Raw genomic sequence first — 15,445 nt, 5'->3', positions numbered from 1 at the left:
GAACTGGGATCGATGGTGCTTCTCCGTAGAGCATCGGGTCCAAAAGTGAAATCCACTTTTGGGACCCATCCGATGCTCCAACTTTTTGATGCGCTAGCGCGGCAACCCATTCCCGTCGAGGCTGACTTGCGTCTCGACGGACTTTCCCCCTGCCACCAGGGTCAGGCGGAGGGAAACGGGCCCCGAGGCATCCTTGGGCTTCTCCTCCACGGTCACCGTGAAGCGGTTGGCGTCGTCGGGCAGGGAGGTCGAGACATACCAGTGCTCCGGCCCCTCGGCGAAGAGGGAGGGCCGGGCGCCCTCGGGCGCCCGGACCGTGATCGACAAGGCCGGCTTGTCCTGCGCCACGGGTTCGACGGAGAGGACGGACAGGTCTCCCTGAGCTCCCAGGGGCTGCGGGCGCGGCACCTTCGCCAGAGCGGCCTCGATGGCGCTCCGGTCAGGGCCGTCACCCGTCAGGTTCAGGCTCATGTCGGCGCGGGCCGGGATGCAGATGTCCTTGCAGACCCCGTATTCGGCCGACAGGACGAGCCTGACCGGCTTGTCCCTGTCCTTCGCCCGGACCAGGACCGGCAGCACGACCTTCTTGCCGTAGACATAGGACACGCCCGCGGCATCCTCGTGCCGGTAGGGGGCGGGGAAGCGGATCTCGGTGCCGGCCAGGTTCTCGGATCCCGACCAGTCGAACCGCGGCGGCAGGCCGGAATCGCCCGGGTTGCGCCAGTAGGTCTTGAAGCCCGGGTCGAGGGTGATCTCGATGCCCGCCAGCCAGACGTCGCCCTGCTGGCCGCCCGCGATCAGGCGGGCGCGGGAGTGAAAGCCCTGGGCCGAGGCGGATTGTTTGGCGGGTTGCGCGAGGATCGCGGTAAAGGACAAAATGAAAAAAATCGCGACCGATGCGGCGCGGAGCATGAATGCCATGGAACTGACACCTCCCTGACGCGCTTCCCTTATGCATTTATCTTCGGGCCTGCCATCCACGATCCTGTGATCGGGCGGAGGCTCCGGCAAGGCAGAATTTAGGATATGGGCTCTCACCTTCCTCCCTACGGTACCGAATCCCCTTACCTGGACGGACAGGTCCTCGTGGCCATGCCGGGCATGATGGACGAGCGCTTCGCGCGCTCCGTCATCTATGTCTGCGCCCATTCGTCGGAAGGAGCGATGGGGATCGTTCTCAACCGGCCGGCGGCCAATCTGAACATGCCGGATCTGCTGGTGCAACTGGAGATCCTTCCCGAAACCGACCGAATCCGACTGCCGCGGAGGGTCGGCAGCATGCAGGTGCTGATGGGCGGGCCCGTGGAGACGAGCCGGGGCTTCGTTCTCCATTCGCCGGACTTTCACCTTGCCCAATCGACCCTGCCCATCGACGACAGCGTCTGCCTGACCGCAACCATCGACATCCTGCGCGCCATCGCGGCCGGTCGCGGCCCCGAGAATGCGGTGCTCGCCCTCGGCTATGCCGGCTGGGGCGCCGGGCAGCTCGAGCTGGAGCTTCAGGCCAACGGCTGGCTCAACTGCCCGGCCGATGCGGAGCTGATCTTCAACACCGCCGCCGACCTGCGCTACGAGATGGCCCTGCGCCGGATCGGGATAGAGCCTGCCATGCTGTCCATGGAAACCGGCCACGCCTGATCGGCGATGGTCTAGGCCGCCGCAGGGGCCGCGCCGACGAGCTGGCGGGCCTGCAGCGTCGACATCGGCTCTCCGAAGACGGGACCCTGCGCGTATTCGCAGCCGATCTGGTAGAGCTCGATCGCCTCGGATTCGCTCTCCGCGCCTTCCGCCACGATCTCCAGGCCGAGCTCATGCGCCATCTTGACGATGGAGCGCAGGATGACCGGTTTGCCGGAGGCCATCAGGCGCACGAAGGATTCGTCCACCTTGATCGTATCGAAGGGAAACCGCTGCAGATAGGAGAGGGCGGAATAGCCGGTCCCGAAATCGTCGAGCGAGAGACCCGCTCCGAGATCGCGCAGCCGCGTGAGCATCTGGGCCGAGTATTCCGGGTTCTCCATCACCAGGCTCTCGGTCATCTCGATCTTGAGCGTGCCGGGAATGACGCCCGTGCGGGCGATGACCGTCTTCACGTCCTGCAGCAGGTCGTGGCGCAGCAGGTGATGGCTCGACATGTTGACGCTCGCAAAGATCGGCGGCTCGACCTCGAGCGCATTCTGCCAGGCGGCGAGCTCGCGGCCCGTCTGCTCCAGCAGGAAGATGCTCAGTTTGATGATAAGGCCGGTTTCCTCGGCGATCGACATGAAGTCTTCCGGACCGATGCGGCCGAGGCGCGGGTGATCCCAGCGCAGCATGGATTCGAAACCCGCGATGGTCCGGTCTTCCAGGCGCACGATGGGCTTGAACAGCACCTTCATCTCGTTGCGGTCGAGAGCGTGACGAAGGTCGGTTTCCATCGTGAAATGGTCGCTGCGGTCCGAGCGCATGGTGGGCCGGAAGACCTCGATCCGGTCGCCGCCATGGCGCCGCGCATGGGCCATGGCGATCTCGGCATTGCGCAGCACTTCCTCGCGCCGCGCCGCAATCTGCGGATCGTACAGGGCGATGCCGATGGAGGCGGTGAGGAAGATCTCGCGATCCGCGTAGGTGAACGGCGTCGTGACGACACGGCGCACCATGTCGGCGAAGGAGATGATGCGGTCCGGCTCGCGCTCGGAGAGCAGGATGATGGCGAATTCGTCGCCCGAGATGCGCGCGAGGGTGTCCTGGGGCTTGAGAAGCCGGCTCAGGCGGCGGGACAGGGTGAGCAGCACCGAGTCGCCGGCCGCGTAGCCTGCCGTGGCGTTCGCATCCTTCAGCTTGTCGATGTCGATGACGAGAACGGTCGGACGCAGCGCATCGTCCTGACCGGCGAAGGTGAGGGCCGCTTCCAGCCGATCGTAGAACAGCTGCCGGTTCGGCAGGCTCGTCAGGTTGTCGTGCACGGCATCGTACAGCAGGCGCTCCTCGGCGGTCTTGCTGTCCATGACGTCGGCCAGAGTGCCGACGATGCGCAGCACCTCCCCGTCCGAGCCGATCACGGGCCGCGCCTTCAGGCGGAACCAATGGTGGGCGCCGGACGCCGAGCGCAGGCGGAAGTCCTGCGTCAGGCGCCCGCGGCGCTGCTCGATCACCGCATCGAGGGCGAGGCGGTAGCGGTCCTTGTCGAAGGGGTGGATCAGGTCGAGCCAGGCCGAGGCGGGACCTTCGAGCGAGCCGCGCTTCAAGCCGAGCTGATGCTCCACCTCCGGGCTGACGAAGATGTTGTCGGAGACCACGTCCCAGTCGAACACGATGTCGCCGGCACCCGTCAGGGCCAGCGCCCGGCGTTCCGTGTCGTTCACGAAGCCGCGGGTGAAGGCGCCGCCGGCGAAGGCGTGCTGCATGACCGTGAAGCCGATGAGCATGACCACCAGGACGAGGCCGCCGACGAGGGCAGGGGGCACGAGATCCGACGAGAGCTGGCCGACGACCGTGAAGCTCGCCGCCGTCACCCAGGCGACCAGAAGAAGCCAGGTGGGAACGAGCATCACGGCACGGTCGTAGCCGTGCGTCGCCAGGTGGATCACCAGCACGAAGCCGATCCCGGCGACGGCCGCGATCGACATGCGGGCCACGCCAGAGGCCACCGGCGGATCGACGATGGCGAGCGCCACGAGGGCACCGAGGAAGGTGAGCCAGAAGGCGGTCACGTGGCTGTAGCGCACGTGCCAGCGGTTGAGGTTGAGATAGGCGAAGAGGAAGACGAGGAGGGTTGCGGCGAGCACCGCCTCGGCGCCGGCGCGATAGATCTGCTCCGTCGCCTCGGTGATCGGGAAGATGCGCTGGAAGAAACCGAAATCGATGCAGGCATAGGCCAGCACCGCCCAGGCGAGCGCTGCCGCCGCCGGAAAGATCAGGGCGCCCTTCACCACGAAGACGATGGTGAGGAACAGGGCCAGGAGGCCCGCGATGCCGATGATGATGCCCTTATAGAGGGTCAGCCCGTTGACCCGGTCCTTGTAGGCATCCGCGTCCCACAGGTGGAGCTGGGGCAGGTTGTTGGAGCGCAGCTCCGCCACGAAGGTGACGGTCGTGCCCGGATCGAGGGTCACGAGGAAGATGTCCGCATCCTCGCTGTCGTCGCGGTCGGGCCGGATGCCCTGGCTCGCGGTGATCGCTGCGATGCGGGTCGCGCCGAGATCAGGCCAGAGAACGCCGGATCCGGTGAGGCGAAAGTGCGGCGCGACCAGGAGGCGGTCGACCTGCTCGTCGGTGTCGTTGGTGAGCGCGAAGACGATCCAGTCAGGCCGGGTTCCGGCCTCACGTGCCTTCACGGCGATGCGCCGCACGATGCCGTCGCGCCCCGGTGCCGTCGAAATCCTGATCTCGTCCCCGTCCGAGTTGTAGCGCTCGATGGCCGGGGTGAGGTCGATGGCCTTCATCTTGGGATCGACGCGAACGGATTCCACCGCCCAGCCGGACGCGGGAAAAGCCAGCCCCAGGAATGCCGCCAAAAGAAGGGTTATGGCGAAAGATACGATCCGCAATGCTTCGGTCTTTCGTCCGGTACTAAAACAGTGGAACAGGATTGGTACCGGTCAGGAGCCTTGAGGGCAAGCTGGAGCCGGGGAGGCTCCGGACTTGTCCGCAGGACTCGTTCGTTATCGTTACTATGTGGCCATGAGACCAGTTTGCGGCGGGATTGAGGAGAATCGGCCGTGACCAAGGGGAAGGTCCGGCGGAAAAATTCAGCCCCGCAGCCCCGAGGCGATGGCGTCCAGGGCAGGCAGCTCCTTGATCGGGCCGATGGCCGCCAGAGTCGGAGCCCCCTGCAGAAGACGGCGTCCGGCCTCGCGGACATGCTCGACCTCGAGCGCGTCCACCTTCCTGACGATCTCCTCGCTGGCCACCACCCGGCCCCAGGACAGGAGCTGACGGGCGACGCGCTCGATCCGGCCGCCGGGCGTCTCCAGGGCCGTGAGGAGGGCCACCTTCATCTGCGCCTTGGCGCGGATCAGCTCGACCTCGCTGATGTCGCGGGTCGCCTGGGCCATGCAGGCGAGCGTGACGTCCATCAGCTCGCGCACGTCCGAGCCCGCCGTTCCGGCGCCGATGCCGAAGAGGCCGCAATCGGAGAAGGGCCAGTGGAAGGAATCGATGGAATAGGCGAGCCCGCGGGTCTCGCGCACCTCATGCCACAGGCGCGACGTCAGGCCGCCGCCGAGCATATGGGCGAAGAGATGGACGGCATAATAGCCGGGATCCTTGAAAGAGAGGCCCGGCAGGCCGAGAACCAGGTTGGCCTGTTCGAGCTTGCGGGAAATCCGCCTCTCGCCGCCGATGTAACGTCCCGGCTCCGGCTGCTGGGGGCTAACCGCAGGCATCCCGCCGAAGAGGCGTTCCGCCAAGTCGACGATCCGGGCATGCTCCACGTCGCCGGCCGCGGCCAGCACCATCTTGCCCGGTGAGTATTCGCGGGCGAGGAACGTGCGGATCGTCGCCTCGTCGAAGCTCTTGATGGTGTCCGGCGTGCCGAGGATCGGCCGTCCGACCGCCTGCCCCGAGAACGCCGTTTCCATGAAGGCGTCGTAGATCAGGTCGTCGGGCGTGTCCTCGACGGCGGCGTATTCCTGCAGGATCACGCCCTTTTCGCGGGCGAGTTCGCCCGCGTCGAAGGCCGAGTTGATCAGGATGTCGCCGAGCACGTCGAGGGCGACGTCCACGTTCTCGCCGAGAACGCGGGCCGTGTAGCTCGTGTATTCGACGCTGGTGGCGGCGTTGATGTCGCCGCCTACGTTCTCGATGTCCTCGGCGATCTGGCGCGCCGAGCGACGTGCCGTGCCCTTGAAGGCCATATGCTCGATGAGATGCGACAACCCATGCTCGTGCGTCTGCTCATGCCGCGAGCCTGTCCCGACCCAGACGCCGAGAGTCGCCGTGGCGATGGCGGGCATCCGTTCGGTGGCGACCATCAGGCCGTTGGACAGGGTCGTGATCTCGATCCGCTTCTCGTGGACGAAGTGCTGGTTCATGCGGCGGCGCCTTTGACCGCCCGCGCGCGCTCGCGGATGAAGCGCTCGACCGCAGCCTGGTCGTTGGGAAGAACCGTGAAGCTCTCCTTGCGCTCCATCAAATCAGCCATGTGCGGCGGAAGTGCGGGGCGAACCCCCGTCGCACGCTCGACCGCATCGGGGAATTTTGCCGGATGTGCGGTGGACAGCGCCACGACGGGCGTTTCGGGATCGTCCCTGAGCAGGGCGCGTCCGGCGCGGGTGCCCACGGCGCTGTGCGGATCGAGCACGTAGCCGGTGGTGCGGTAGGTCTCCGCCATCTCGGCGACCACGTTGTCTTCATCGACCGCCTGGGCGGAGAACTCCTCGCGAATGCGCGCGAGCGGCTCCGCGTCGATCATGAAGGCGCGCGATTGGTTGAGATTCGCCATCAGGCGGCGGATCGCGTCGCCGTTGCGGCTGTAAGCCTCGAACAGCAGACGCTCGAAGTTGGACGAGATCTGGATGTCCATCGACGGCGAGGTCGTGGGCTGGACGCCCTTGATCTCGTAGGAGCCCGAGCCGAGCGTGCGGGCCAGGATGTCGTTGGCGTTGGTGCCGATCATCAGCCGATCGACGGGAAGGCCCATGCGCTTGGCGACCCAGCCGGCGAGGATGTCGCCGAAATTGCCCGTCGGCACGGAGAACGAGACCGGTCGATACGGAGCGCCGAGCGCAACGGCGCCGGTGAAGTAATACACGGCCTGCGCGGCTACGCGGGCCCAATTGATCGAGTTCACGCCCGAGAGCTGCAGCTCGTCGCGGAAACGGGCATGGTTGAACATGCCCTTCACCATGGTCTGGCAATCGTCGAAGGTGCCCTCGACAGCCAGCGCGTGGACGTTCGGCGAGGCCACGGTCGTCATCTGCCGCCGCTGCACGTCGGAGACGCGGCCATGCGGGTAGAGAATGAAGACGTCGACCTGATCGAGGCCCTTGAACGCTTCGACCGCGGCGCTGCCTGTGTCGCCCGAGGTCGCGCCCACGATGGTCGCGCGGGCACCGCGGCTTTTGAGCACGTGATCCATGAGCCGGCCGAGAAGCTGCATCGCCACGTCCTTGAAGGCGAGCGTCGGACCGTGGAAGAGTTCGAGCACGAAGAGGTTGTCGCCGATCTGGGTGAGTGGGCAGACGGCCGCGTGACGGAACGAGGCATAGGATTCGTCGATCATACGGCCGAGCGCCGCCTCGGGAATGTCGCCGTCGACCAGCGGACCGAGCACGGCTTTCGCCACCTCGGCATAGGGCCTGCCGGCGAAACCCTGGATCGTGTCCGTGGCCAAGCTCGGCCAGGTGTCGGGCAGATAGAGGCCGCCGTCCCGGGCGAGGCCGGTCAGCAGGGCATCGGCGAAGCCGAGCGCCGGGGCTTCTCCCCGGGTCGAGACATGGAGCACGGTCGATCTCCTGGAAATTCGGCCGGACATTATGGTCATGGACCGGACACGGCAAGCCGCTTCTATCGCCGCATCACCCTTTGATGCGCCGCCAGGCGAAGGCTGTGAAGACGCCGATCAGGGTGAGGGCGATCCCGAACCATGTGACCGCGTATTGCAGGTGGTTGTTCGGCAGGGTGAGGGGGGTCTGGCCGCCCCGCGGCCAGTCGCCCGGGCTGGGGCTCGCATCCGCGTCGATCAGGAAGGGCGCGACACGCTCGAGCTTGTGAGCCGCGGCAATGGCCTGCGGATCGCGGGCGAACCATTGGTTGCGGGCCGGGTCGTCGTGCGGCGTGAACGGGTTACGGGCCTCCGGCGCGCGGACGAGGCCGGTGACCGTCACGTCGCCTTGAGGCTGGCTGTCCGGTCGGCGGGCCGGATCGCGCAGGTCCGTTGGCACGAAGCCCCGGTTGACCATCACGATGGCGCCTGATGCGAGCTTGAGCGGCGTGATCAGGTAATATCCCTGGAGCGGCGCGCCTTGGCGCTCGCCGGGGGCGAGGCCGTAAACAGGGGCTTCGAACGCGTGCAGGAAGGTGCCCGTGACCCGCACCTTGCGGTATTCGTCCTGATCGGCCCGCCAGGCGGCCCATTCCGCCTCCGGCACGATGGTGCCGGGATCGCCGTACGCGCGGGCCTCGATCTGCCCGATCAGGTCTTCTTTCCAAGCCTTGCGCTGAAGCTGCCAGGTACCGAGACCGATCAGAATGGCGAGCGCGACGAGCGCCGCTAAGCCGGGAAGGATCAGCGAGCGGCCTTTGCCGAGGGAGGCGGTCACTTCTGGAAGCGCCCTTCCTCGGCCTTGTGGTGGTATTGCAGGTTCACCAGAACACCCTTGAGCGGGCGGACCAGGGCAAGGCTCAGGACGATGCTCAGGGCCGTCCACATGACGAGATGGAGCCAGATGGGCGGGGAATAGGCGAACTCGGCCCACAGGGCCAGCGCCACCACCACGATGCCCACGATGGACATGACGAAGAAGGCCGGGCCGTCGCCCGTATCGGCGAAGGCGAGGTCGAGGCCGCAGACCTCGCATTTCGGCCGGACGCTCAGATAGCCCTTGAACACATGTCCCTTGCCGCAGCGGGGGCACAGGCCCTTGAGGCCGGTGGTGATGGGCGAGGGGGCGGACGGATCGTGAGCCACGGCTTTTCTCCTAAGGGCTGCCGGTCAACGAACTCCCGGGACAATGGTGCCGGGGAGCCCAAAAGCGAAGGGCGGCTTTTGAGGCCGCCCCTGCTCGATCGTGCTGCGGTGAGCGGGTCAGTGACCGCCGCCGGCCACCGGGCCGCCGTAGCCCCACACGTAGATGGCGGCGAAGAGGAAGAGCCACACCACGTCGACGAAGTGCCAGTACCAGGCGGCGAACTCGAAGCCGAGGTGCTGCTTGGGCGTGAAGTCGCCGCGATAGGCGCGCAGCAGGCAGACGGCCAGGAAGATCGTGCCGATGATCACGTGCGCGCCATGGAAGCCCGTCGCCATGAAGAAGGTGGCGCCGTAGATGTTGCCTTTAAAGCCGAAGGCTGCGTGGCTGTACTCGTAGGCCTGCACGAAGCTGAAGACGATGCCGAGGATCACCGTGAGCCACAGGCCCGCCTTGAGGCCCTGGCGGTCGTTCTCCAGGAGCGCGTGGTGCGCCCAGGTGACTGTGGTGCCGGAGGTGAGCAGGATCAGGGTGTTGAGAAGCGGCAGATGCCAGGGATCGAAGGTCTCGATGCCCTTGGGCGGCCACACGCCGCCGAGGGCCTCGATACGGGAGTAGAGCTGCGGGTCGCCGGCATAGAGGGCGGCATCGAAATAGGCCCAGAACCAGGCGGCGAAGAACATCACCTCGGAGGCGATGAACATGATCATGCCGTAGCGGTGGTGAAGCTGGACCACGCGGGTGTGGTAGCCGGAATTGGCCTCCTTCACCACGTCGGTCCACCAGCTGAGCATGGTGTAGAGCACGCCTATGATGCCGGCGCCGAAGATGAAGGGGCCGAGATGCATGCCCGCGATGGCGATGTCCTTCCACCAGGTCACGAACCCGGATGCCATCAGGAAGGCGCTGACCGAGCCGATGAGCGGCCACGGGCTCGGTTCAAGAATGTGGTAGTCGTGGTTCTTGGCGTGGGCCTCGGCCATTTCGTGTCGTCTCCGTGCCTCGAATGTGAACTCGCTTTATGACGTTTCCGCCCAGCTTGTCACGTCCCTTATTGAGCAATGGGTTTGGTGGATGATGTCACCTCCGCCACCGGCTTGCCTCCCTTGGAGGGGAAGTAGGTGTAGGAGAGGGTGAGGGAGGTCAGGTCCTTCACGTCGCGATCCTCCGCCAGGCGGGGATCGACGTAGAAGACGACCGCTGATTCCAGGGTCTCGCCCGGCTGCAGGGTCTGCTCGGTGAAGCAGAAGCATTCGAGCTTGGAGAAATAGGTGCCGGCGAGATCGGGCTGCACGTTGTAGGTGGCAATGCCCGTGCTCGGCTTGTCGCCGGTATTGGTGACCTTGTAGGTGACCGTCGTGGTTTCGCCGAGCCTGACCTTGACCTCGGGTTGCTCCGGCGCGAAGCGCCAGGCGAGGCCGGGAGCAACGTTGGAGTCGAAGCGGACGGCGATCATCCGGTCCGTCACCTGCGAGCCGTTGGCATCGCGCACGATCGGCGTGCCGCCGAAGCCGGTGACCTTGCAGAAGAGATCGTAGAGCGGCACGGACGCGTAGGCGAGGCCGACCATTCCCACGGCAATGCCCACGCAGGCGAAGGCCGTGCGGTGCATCCTGCGCTGGAGGGTAGATCTTTCTGCCATCGGTTCGATCTCACAAAGGCCGCTGAATGACGCCCGGTCCGAGCTTGGCGATCGTGACCACGTAGAAGATCAGCACGAGGGAACCCAGGATGAGCGCCAGAGCAAGCGAACGCTTGCGACGGCGCTTCTGTTCCTCGGTGGTCAGGCTATGGGGAGCTTTGTTATCGGCCATCCGATCACCCGAAAACCGGCCGGAAGAAGCCGAAGCCATGCTCCGCGAGAAGGGTCGCGAAGAGCAGGAAGAGATAAAGGATCGAGAAGCCGAAGAGCTGCTGGGCCACGCGCATGGCGGGTTCGCCCAGACGCAGGCGGTAGACCTGCACGGCCAGCGCCAGCATGCCGAGGCCGCCGATCAGCGCGATGATGGCATAGGCCAGGCCGCCGAAGCCGAGGGCCACCGGAGCCAGGCCCAGCGGGGCCAGGAGAACGGTGTAGGCCAGGATCTGGAAGCGCGTGGAATCGGGACCGGCCACGTTCGGCATCATGGGAATGCCGGCGCGCTCGTAATCGCCCGACTTCACCAAGGCGAGGGCCCAGAAGTGAGGCGGCGTCCACATGAAGATGATGGCGAACAGGACGATGCTGTCCCAGGCCACGTGGCCGGTGACCGCAGCCTGGGCGACGACCGGGGGGAGGGCGCCCGCCGCACCGCCGATGACGATGTTCTGAGGCGTCGAGCGCTTCAGCCACATGGAATAGACGACCACGTAGAAGAAGATGGTGAAGGCGAGCAATCCGGCGGCCAGCCAGTTGCTGGCAAGGCCCAGGATGATCACCGAACCCGCGGAGAGCGTCAGGCCGAAGGCCAGGGCCTCGCCGGGCTGGATCTTGCCGGCCGGGATCGGACGCTTGCGGGTGCGGGTCATGACGGCATCGATATCCGCATCCCACCACATGTTCAGGCATCCGGACGCGCCGCCGCCCACGGCGATCATCAGAAGCGACACGAAAGCCACGACCGGATGAACGTCCGGATGGCTCACGACCATCCCGACGAGCGCCGTGAACACGACGAGAAACATCACGCGCGGTTTGAGAAGGGCGAAGAAGTCGGACACGTCACCCTGCGAGAGGCCTGCCGTGGCAAGGGGCTCTGCTTGGGTTTCGGCCAGACTGTTCGACATGGTGCTCATAACTGATCGATCTTCCGAAATGCCGGGCGAGGCCAAAAGGCCTCCGGGTTGTCGGCTCCTCGCCGGAAGGCTTGTCTTTCCAAGCCCTCTGGGGAGGAGCGGGCGGCTGAATGCCGCCCACTCGCTGAAGGTTAGTGTCCGGTGTCGACGACGCGGGGCAGCGTCTCGAACTGGTGGAACGGAGGCGGAGAGGACAGGGTCCATTCCAGCGTCGTCGCACCCTCGCCCCACGGGTTGTCGGCAGCCTTCTCCTTGCGGATGAAGGAATAGACCACGCCGAACATGAAGATGAAGAGGCCAGCGAAGAACACGTAGGCGCCGATGGACGACACCATGTTCCAGCCCGCGAAGGCGTCCGGATAATCCGCATAACGGCGGGGCATGCCGGAGAGGCCGAGGAAGTGCATCGGGAAGAACAGCACGTTGGAGCCGACGAAGGCGACCCAGAAGTGCAGCTTGCCGATCCAGTCGGGCATCACGTAGCCGGTGATCTTCGGGAACCAGTAGTACATGCCCGCAAAGATCACGAAGACCGCGCCGAGCGACAGCACGTAGTGGAAGTGGGCCACCACGTAGTAGGTGTCGTGCATGTAGCGGTCGACAGGAGCGTTCGCCAGCACGACGCCGGTGACGCCGCCGACCGTGAACAGGAACACGAAGCCCACGGCCCATTGCATGGCCGCCGTGAAGCGGATGGAGCCGCCCCACATGGTGGCGATCCACGAGAAGATCTTCACACCGGTGGGAACCGCGATCACCATCGTGGCGAACACGAAATAGGCCTGCGTCTGCAGCGAGAGGCCGACGGTGTACATGTGGTGCGCCCACACGACGAAGCCGACCACGCCGATCGCCACCATGGCGTAGGCCATGCCGAGATAGCCGAAGATCGGCTTCTTGGAGAAGGTGGAGATGATGTGCGACACGATGCCGAAGGCCGGCAGGATCATGATGTACACTTCGGGGTGGCCGAAGAACCAGAACAGGTGCTGGTAGAGCACCGGATCGCCGCCGCCCGACGGCTCGAAGAAGGTCGTGCCGAAGTTGCGGTCGGTGAGCAGCATCGTGATCGCGCCCGCGAGAACCGGCAGCGACAGGAGCAGCAGGAACGCGGTCACCAGCATGGCCCAGGCGAACAGCGGCATCTTGTGCAGCGTCATGCCCGGAGCGCGCATGTTGAGGATCGTGGTGATGAAGTTGATCGCGCCAAGGATCGAGGCCGCACCGGCAAGGTGCAGGGCCAGGATGCCGAAGTCGAGCGCGGGACCGGGATGGCCCGTGGTCGAGAGCGGCGGATAAACCGTCCAGCCGCCGCCGAAGCCGAGCGAGCCCGGAGCGCCTTCGACGAAGAGCGAGCAGAGCATCAGGCAGAAGGCCGCAACGGTGAGCCAGTAGGAGATGTTGTTCATCCGCGGGAACGCCATGTCGGGGGCGCCGATCATGATCGGGATGAACCAGTTGCCGAAGCCGCCGATGAGCGTGGGCATCACCATGAAGAACACCATGATGAGGCCGTGGCCGGTCACGAAGACGTTGAAGGCCTGCGGGTTGGAGAAGTACTGCAGACCGGGCGCCTGGAGCTCCAGGCGCATGCCGATGGACAGAAGGCCGCCGACGATGCCGGCCGTGAAGCCGAAGATGAGATAGAGCGTTCCGATGTCCTTGTGGTTCGTGGAATAGAACCACCGGCGCCAGAAGCTCGGAAGGTGATCGTGGTGATCCGCGTGAGCGGCATCAGCTGCATGTGCCATGATGAGACCTCTGTGGTCCTTCTTACAATTACTGAGCGGTCGCGAACTTGAGCGGAGCCGGGCTCTCGGTCGAAGCATACTTCTGCTTCGCCTCGGTCAGCCAAGCGGCATATTGCTGCTCGCTCACGACGCGGACTTCGATCGGCATATAGGGATGGCCGTTGCCGCAGAGCTCCGAGCACTGGCCGTAGTAGACACCTTCCTTCTCGGCCTTGAACCAGACTTCGTTCAGGCGGCCGGGGATTGCATCGACCTTGAAGTAGAAGGAGGGCACGGTGAAGGCGTGGATCACGTCGGCCGAGGTCACCTGAACGCGAACCACCTTGCCGACCGGCACCACCATCGCGTTGTCGGCGCCCAGCAGGCGCGGCTGGTCGGGCTTCCGGTCCTTGTCCTCGGTGATCATGTTCGAATCGAACTTGAAGCCGCCGCCCTGATCGGCCGGGTACTCATAGCCCCAGTACCAGGAATAGCCGGTCACCTTCACCACCAGATCGGCCGGCGGCGGCACCAGCTGCTGGCGCAGGAGGCGGAAGGAGGGAATGGCGATCGCCACGAGGATGAGAACCGGAACGATGGTCCAGGCCACTTCGAGGAAGGTGTTGTGGGTGGTCTGCGAGGGAACCGGGTTCTTGCTCTCGTTGAAGCGGACAACGATCACAAGAAGCAGGGCCAGCACGAAAAGGCAGATCGCTGCGATCAGCCAAACCAGGTAGGTGTGGAAGTTGGACACGCTCTGTCCCAACTCGGTCACCATCTCCTGCATGCCGGTTTCCCAGGGGGAGGGCTGCCCGGCGGCGGCCCACGCCTCACTTATGCCCAACACAAGTGCGACCGCTGCCGTGGAGAGGGCGGTCACCGATCGACGTCCAGTCTCGATCCGCATCGGCGTTCCAAAGCTCCTAAAGATGTGATGGCCCAGGGCCATGAAAGCATCGGGGAAGGCGCGGGCGTGCGGAAGGCGGTGCCCGGCTTGCGCCATCACCTTTGATCTGCGTCAAAGATCACAGGACGCGCTGAAGCGCAACGGTAGAAGCGTTCCAAACTGTGCGTCATAACCGCCAAAACGCATTTCGGCTCTCCAAACGGCCCCTCTCGCTTGACATCGCGCCCCCTGCCATGGTCCCAACGGCCAAACTTGGACCGAAGCGGCTCCGGCCGCGGCCCTTTGAACAGGGCTCATGAATGGAGAAACCGATGGGCGCATCGCGTTGGGCTCGCCATTGTGCGGGGGCAATCCTGGGGCTGTCGGCCCTGCTCGGGGCCAGCGGCGCCAGCGCTCAGGGCATGGTCAAGAACACGTATGGCGAGTGGCAGATGCGTTGCGAGACCCCGGCGGGTGCCACGGCCGAGCAATGTGCGCTCGTGCAGAACGTCGTCGCCGAGGACCGTCCTAACGTCACCCTCGTCATTATCGTGTTGAAAACCGCCGACGGCAAAAGTCGCCTCCTGCGCGTCGTCGCGCCTCTTGGTATCCTGTTGCCGTCAGGACTGGGCCTCAAGATCGACCAGACGGATATCGGCCGCGCCGGGTTCGTGCGCTGCCTGGCCACGGGCTGCGTGGCCGAGGTCGTCATGGAGGAGAGCCTGATCAACCAGATGAAGACGGGCCAGGCGGCGACCTTCATCGTGTTCCAGACGCCTGAGGAGGGGATCGGGATTCCCGTGTCCCTGAACGGATTCGCGGCCGGGTTCGACGCCCTGCCGTAACAGACGAACGAGAATGTGGGGGCAATCATGCGTGATGGATTGAGCCGGAAGGCCGGATGGACGCTCGCTGTGCTCAGCCTTTCGGCCTTGACGGGCTGCGGCGCGCCGGGTGAGGGCGGCTTGGGCGTGGGCGAGATGCTGCTCACGGCAGGAACGACCCGACCGCCGGCCCAGCGGGTCGCGGTGGAGGATGTCTACTGCCCGACCATCGAAGTGATTGAGGGCGGTGCCGCCCTTCAGGTCCGCGGCGGGGAGGGTGGCTCGGTCCGAAGCCAGATTGCCTTGGGTGAGATCGCCCGCGAATGTATCGGCCAAGCTGATGGCTCGACCCTGGTCAGGGTCGGTGTCGAGGCTCGCGCCCTGGTCGGCGTCGGCGGATCGGCCGGTCGCTACAATGTACCGATCCTAATCGTCGTGAAGGACGGCTCCACCGTCTTCGCCAGCCGTTCGAGGACCGTAGCTGCCGCGATCCCGGCCGGCCAGACCCAGACGACCGTGTCGGTGGTCGAGGAGGGCATCGTGGTGCCCGCCTCCTACGCCAACAGCTTCGAGATCGAAGTCGGCCTCGGCGGCCGCGCGGCCACGGGCCGGCGCGGCTAA

Annotated in this window: 15 protein-coding genes; 3 read left to right on the top strand and 12 right to left on the bottom strand. The window is 65.5% G+C overall.

Translation table 11 applies throughout. The features are described from left to right. Positions 1 to 93: 93 nt before the first annotated feature. On the bottom strand, positions 94 to 921 hold the full coding sequence (locus VB672_RS03545; protein ID WP_329782789.1) for a protein-disulfide reductase DsbD domain-containing protein: 828 nt from the start codon (positions 919 to 921) through the stop codon (positions 94 to 96). Between the two features lie 105 nt (positions 922 to 1,026). On the opposite strand from VB672_RS03545, the gene VB672_RS03540 reads away from it, so the two are divergent. Beyond that, on the top strand, positions 1,027 to 1,638 hold the full coding sequence (locus tag VB672_RS03540; protein WP_329782788.1) for a YqgE/AlgH family protein: 612 nt from the start codon (positions 1,027 to 1,029) through the stop codon (positions 1,636 to 1,638). A gap of 11 nt (positions 1,639 to 1,649) precedes the next feature. Here the strand turns inward: VB672_RS03540 and VB672_RS03535 are convergent, their stop codons facing one another. The 11 genes from VB672_RS03535 to coxB all read right to left on the bottom strand — a co-directional run bounded on the left by VB672_RS03535 (position 1,650) and on the right by coxB (position 14,021). Then, on the bottom strand, positions 1,650 to 4,529 hold the full coding sequence (locus VB672_RS03535) for an EAL domain-containing protein (protein WP_329782787.1): 2,880 nt from the start codon (positions 4,527 to 4,529) through the stop codon (positions 1,650 to 1,652). Between the two features lie 201 nt (positions 4,530 to 4,730). Then, positions 4,731 to 6,014 (bottom strand): M16 family metallopeptidase, encoded by a 1,284-nt coding sequence (locus VB672_RS03530; RefSeq protein ID WP_329782786.1) that lies wholly within the window; start codon positions 6,012 to 6,014, stop codon positions 4,731 to 4,733. Continuing rightward, positions 6,011 to 7,426, bottom strand: a complete 1,416-nt coding sequence (gene thrC / locus VB672_RS03525; protein WP_329782785.1) for a threonine synthase — start codon at positions 7,424 to 7,426, stop codon at positions 6,011 to 6,013. The genes VB672_RS03530 and thrC overlap by 4 nt, the downstream gene beginning before the upstream one ends. Before the next feature lie 73 nt (positions 7,427 to 7,499). Beyond that, positions 7,500 to 8,243, bottom strand: coding sequence for an SURF1 family protein (locus VB672_RS03520; RefSeq protein ID WP_329782784.1), 744 nt, complete (start codon positions 8,241 to 8,243; stop codon positions 7,500 to 7,502). Further along, complete coding sequence (locus tag VB672_RS03515) at positions 8,240 to 8,611, bottom strand: DUF983 domain-containing protein (protein ID WP_329782783.1); 372 nt, start codon at positions 8,609 to 8,611, stop codon at positions 8,240 to 8,242. The genes VB672_RS03520 and VB672_RS03515 overlap by 4 nt, the downstream gene beginning before the upstream one ends. A gap of 117 nt (positions 8,612 to 8,728) precedes the next feature. Next, complete coding sequence (locus VB672_RS03510) at positions 8,729 to 9,592, bottom strand: cytochrome c oxidase subunit 3 (RefSeq protein ID WP_329782782.1); 864 nt, start codon at positions 9,590 to 9,592, stop codon at positions 8,729 to 8,731. 68 nt (positions 9,593 to 9,660) lie between these two features. Then, positions 9,661 to 10,251: a cytochrome c oxidase assembly protein gene (locus VB672_RS03505; protein WP_329782781.1), complete on the bottom strand. Its 591-nt coding sequence runs from the start codon at positions 10,249 to 10,251 to the stop codon at positions 9,661 to 9,663. 10 nt (positions 10,252 to 10,261) lie between these two features. Beyond that, positions 10,262 to 10,423, bottom strand: coding sequence for a hypothetical protein (locus tag VB672_RS03500; protein ID WP_329782780.1), 162 nt, complete (start codon positions 10,421 to 10,423; stop codon positions 10,262 to 10,264). 4 nt (positions 10,424 to 10,427) lie between these two features. Beyond that, positions 10,428 to 11,384, bottom strand: coding sequence for a heme o synthase (locus VB672_RS03495; protein ID WP_329782779.1), 957 nt, complete (start codon positions 11,382 to 11,384; stop codon positions 10,428 to 10,430). 131 nt (positions 11,385 to 11,515) lie between these two features. Beyond that, on the bottom strand, positions 11,516 to 13,135 hold the full coding sequence (ctaD, locus tag VB672_RS03490) for a cytochrome c oxidase subunit I (RefSeq protein WP_329782778.1): 1,620 nt from the start codon (positions 13,133 to 13,135) through the stop codon (positions 11,516 to 11,518). A 28-nt stretch (positions 13,136 to 13,163) separates the two neighbouring features. Next, positions 13,164 to 14,021, bottom strand: a complete 858-nt coding sequence (gene coxB, locus VB672_RS03485; protein WP_329782777.1) for a cytochrome c oxidase subunit II — start codon at positions 14,019 to 14,021, stop codon at positions 13,164 to 13,166. Positions 14,022 to 14,332: 311 nt separating this feature from the next. On the opposite strand from coxB, the gene VB672_RS03480 reads away from it, so the two are divergent. Together VB672_RS03480 and VB672_RS03475 are read left to right on the top strand one after the other, a co-directional pair. Then, complete coding sequence (locus VB672_RS03480) at positions 14,333 to 14,845, top strand: invasion associated locus B family protein (RefSeq protein ID WP_329782776.1); 513 nt, start codon at positions 14,333 to 14,335, stop codon at positions 14,843 to 14,845. Positions 14,846 to 14,872: 27 nt separating this feature from the next. Then, complete coding sequence (locus VB672_RS03475) at positions 14,873 to 15,445, top strand: hypothetical protein (RefSeq protein ID WP_329782775.1); 573 nt, start codon at positions 14,873 to 14,875, stop codon at positions 15,443 to 15,445.

Source organism: Microvirga sp. CF3016, from assembly GCF_036314085.1.
In the GTDB taxonomy this organism is placed as follows: domain Bacteria; phylum Pseudomonadota; class Alphaproteobacteria; order Rhizobiales; family Beijerinckiaceae; genus Microvirga.
This window is presented reverse-complemented; position numbering and strand designations above follow the sequence as displayed.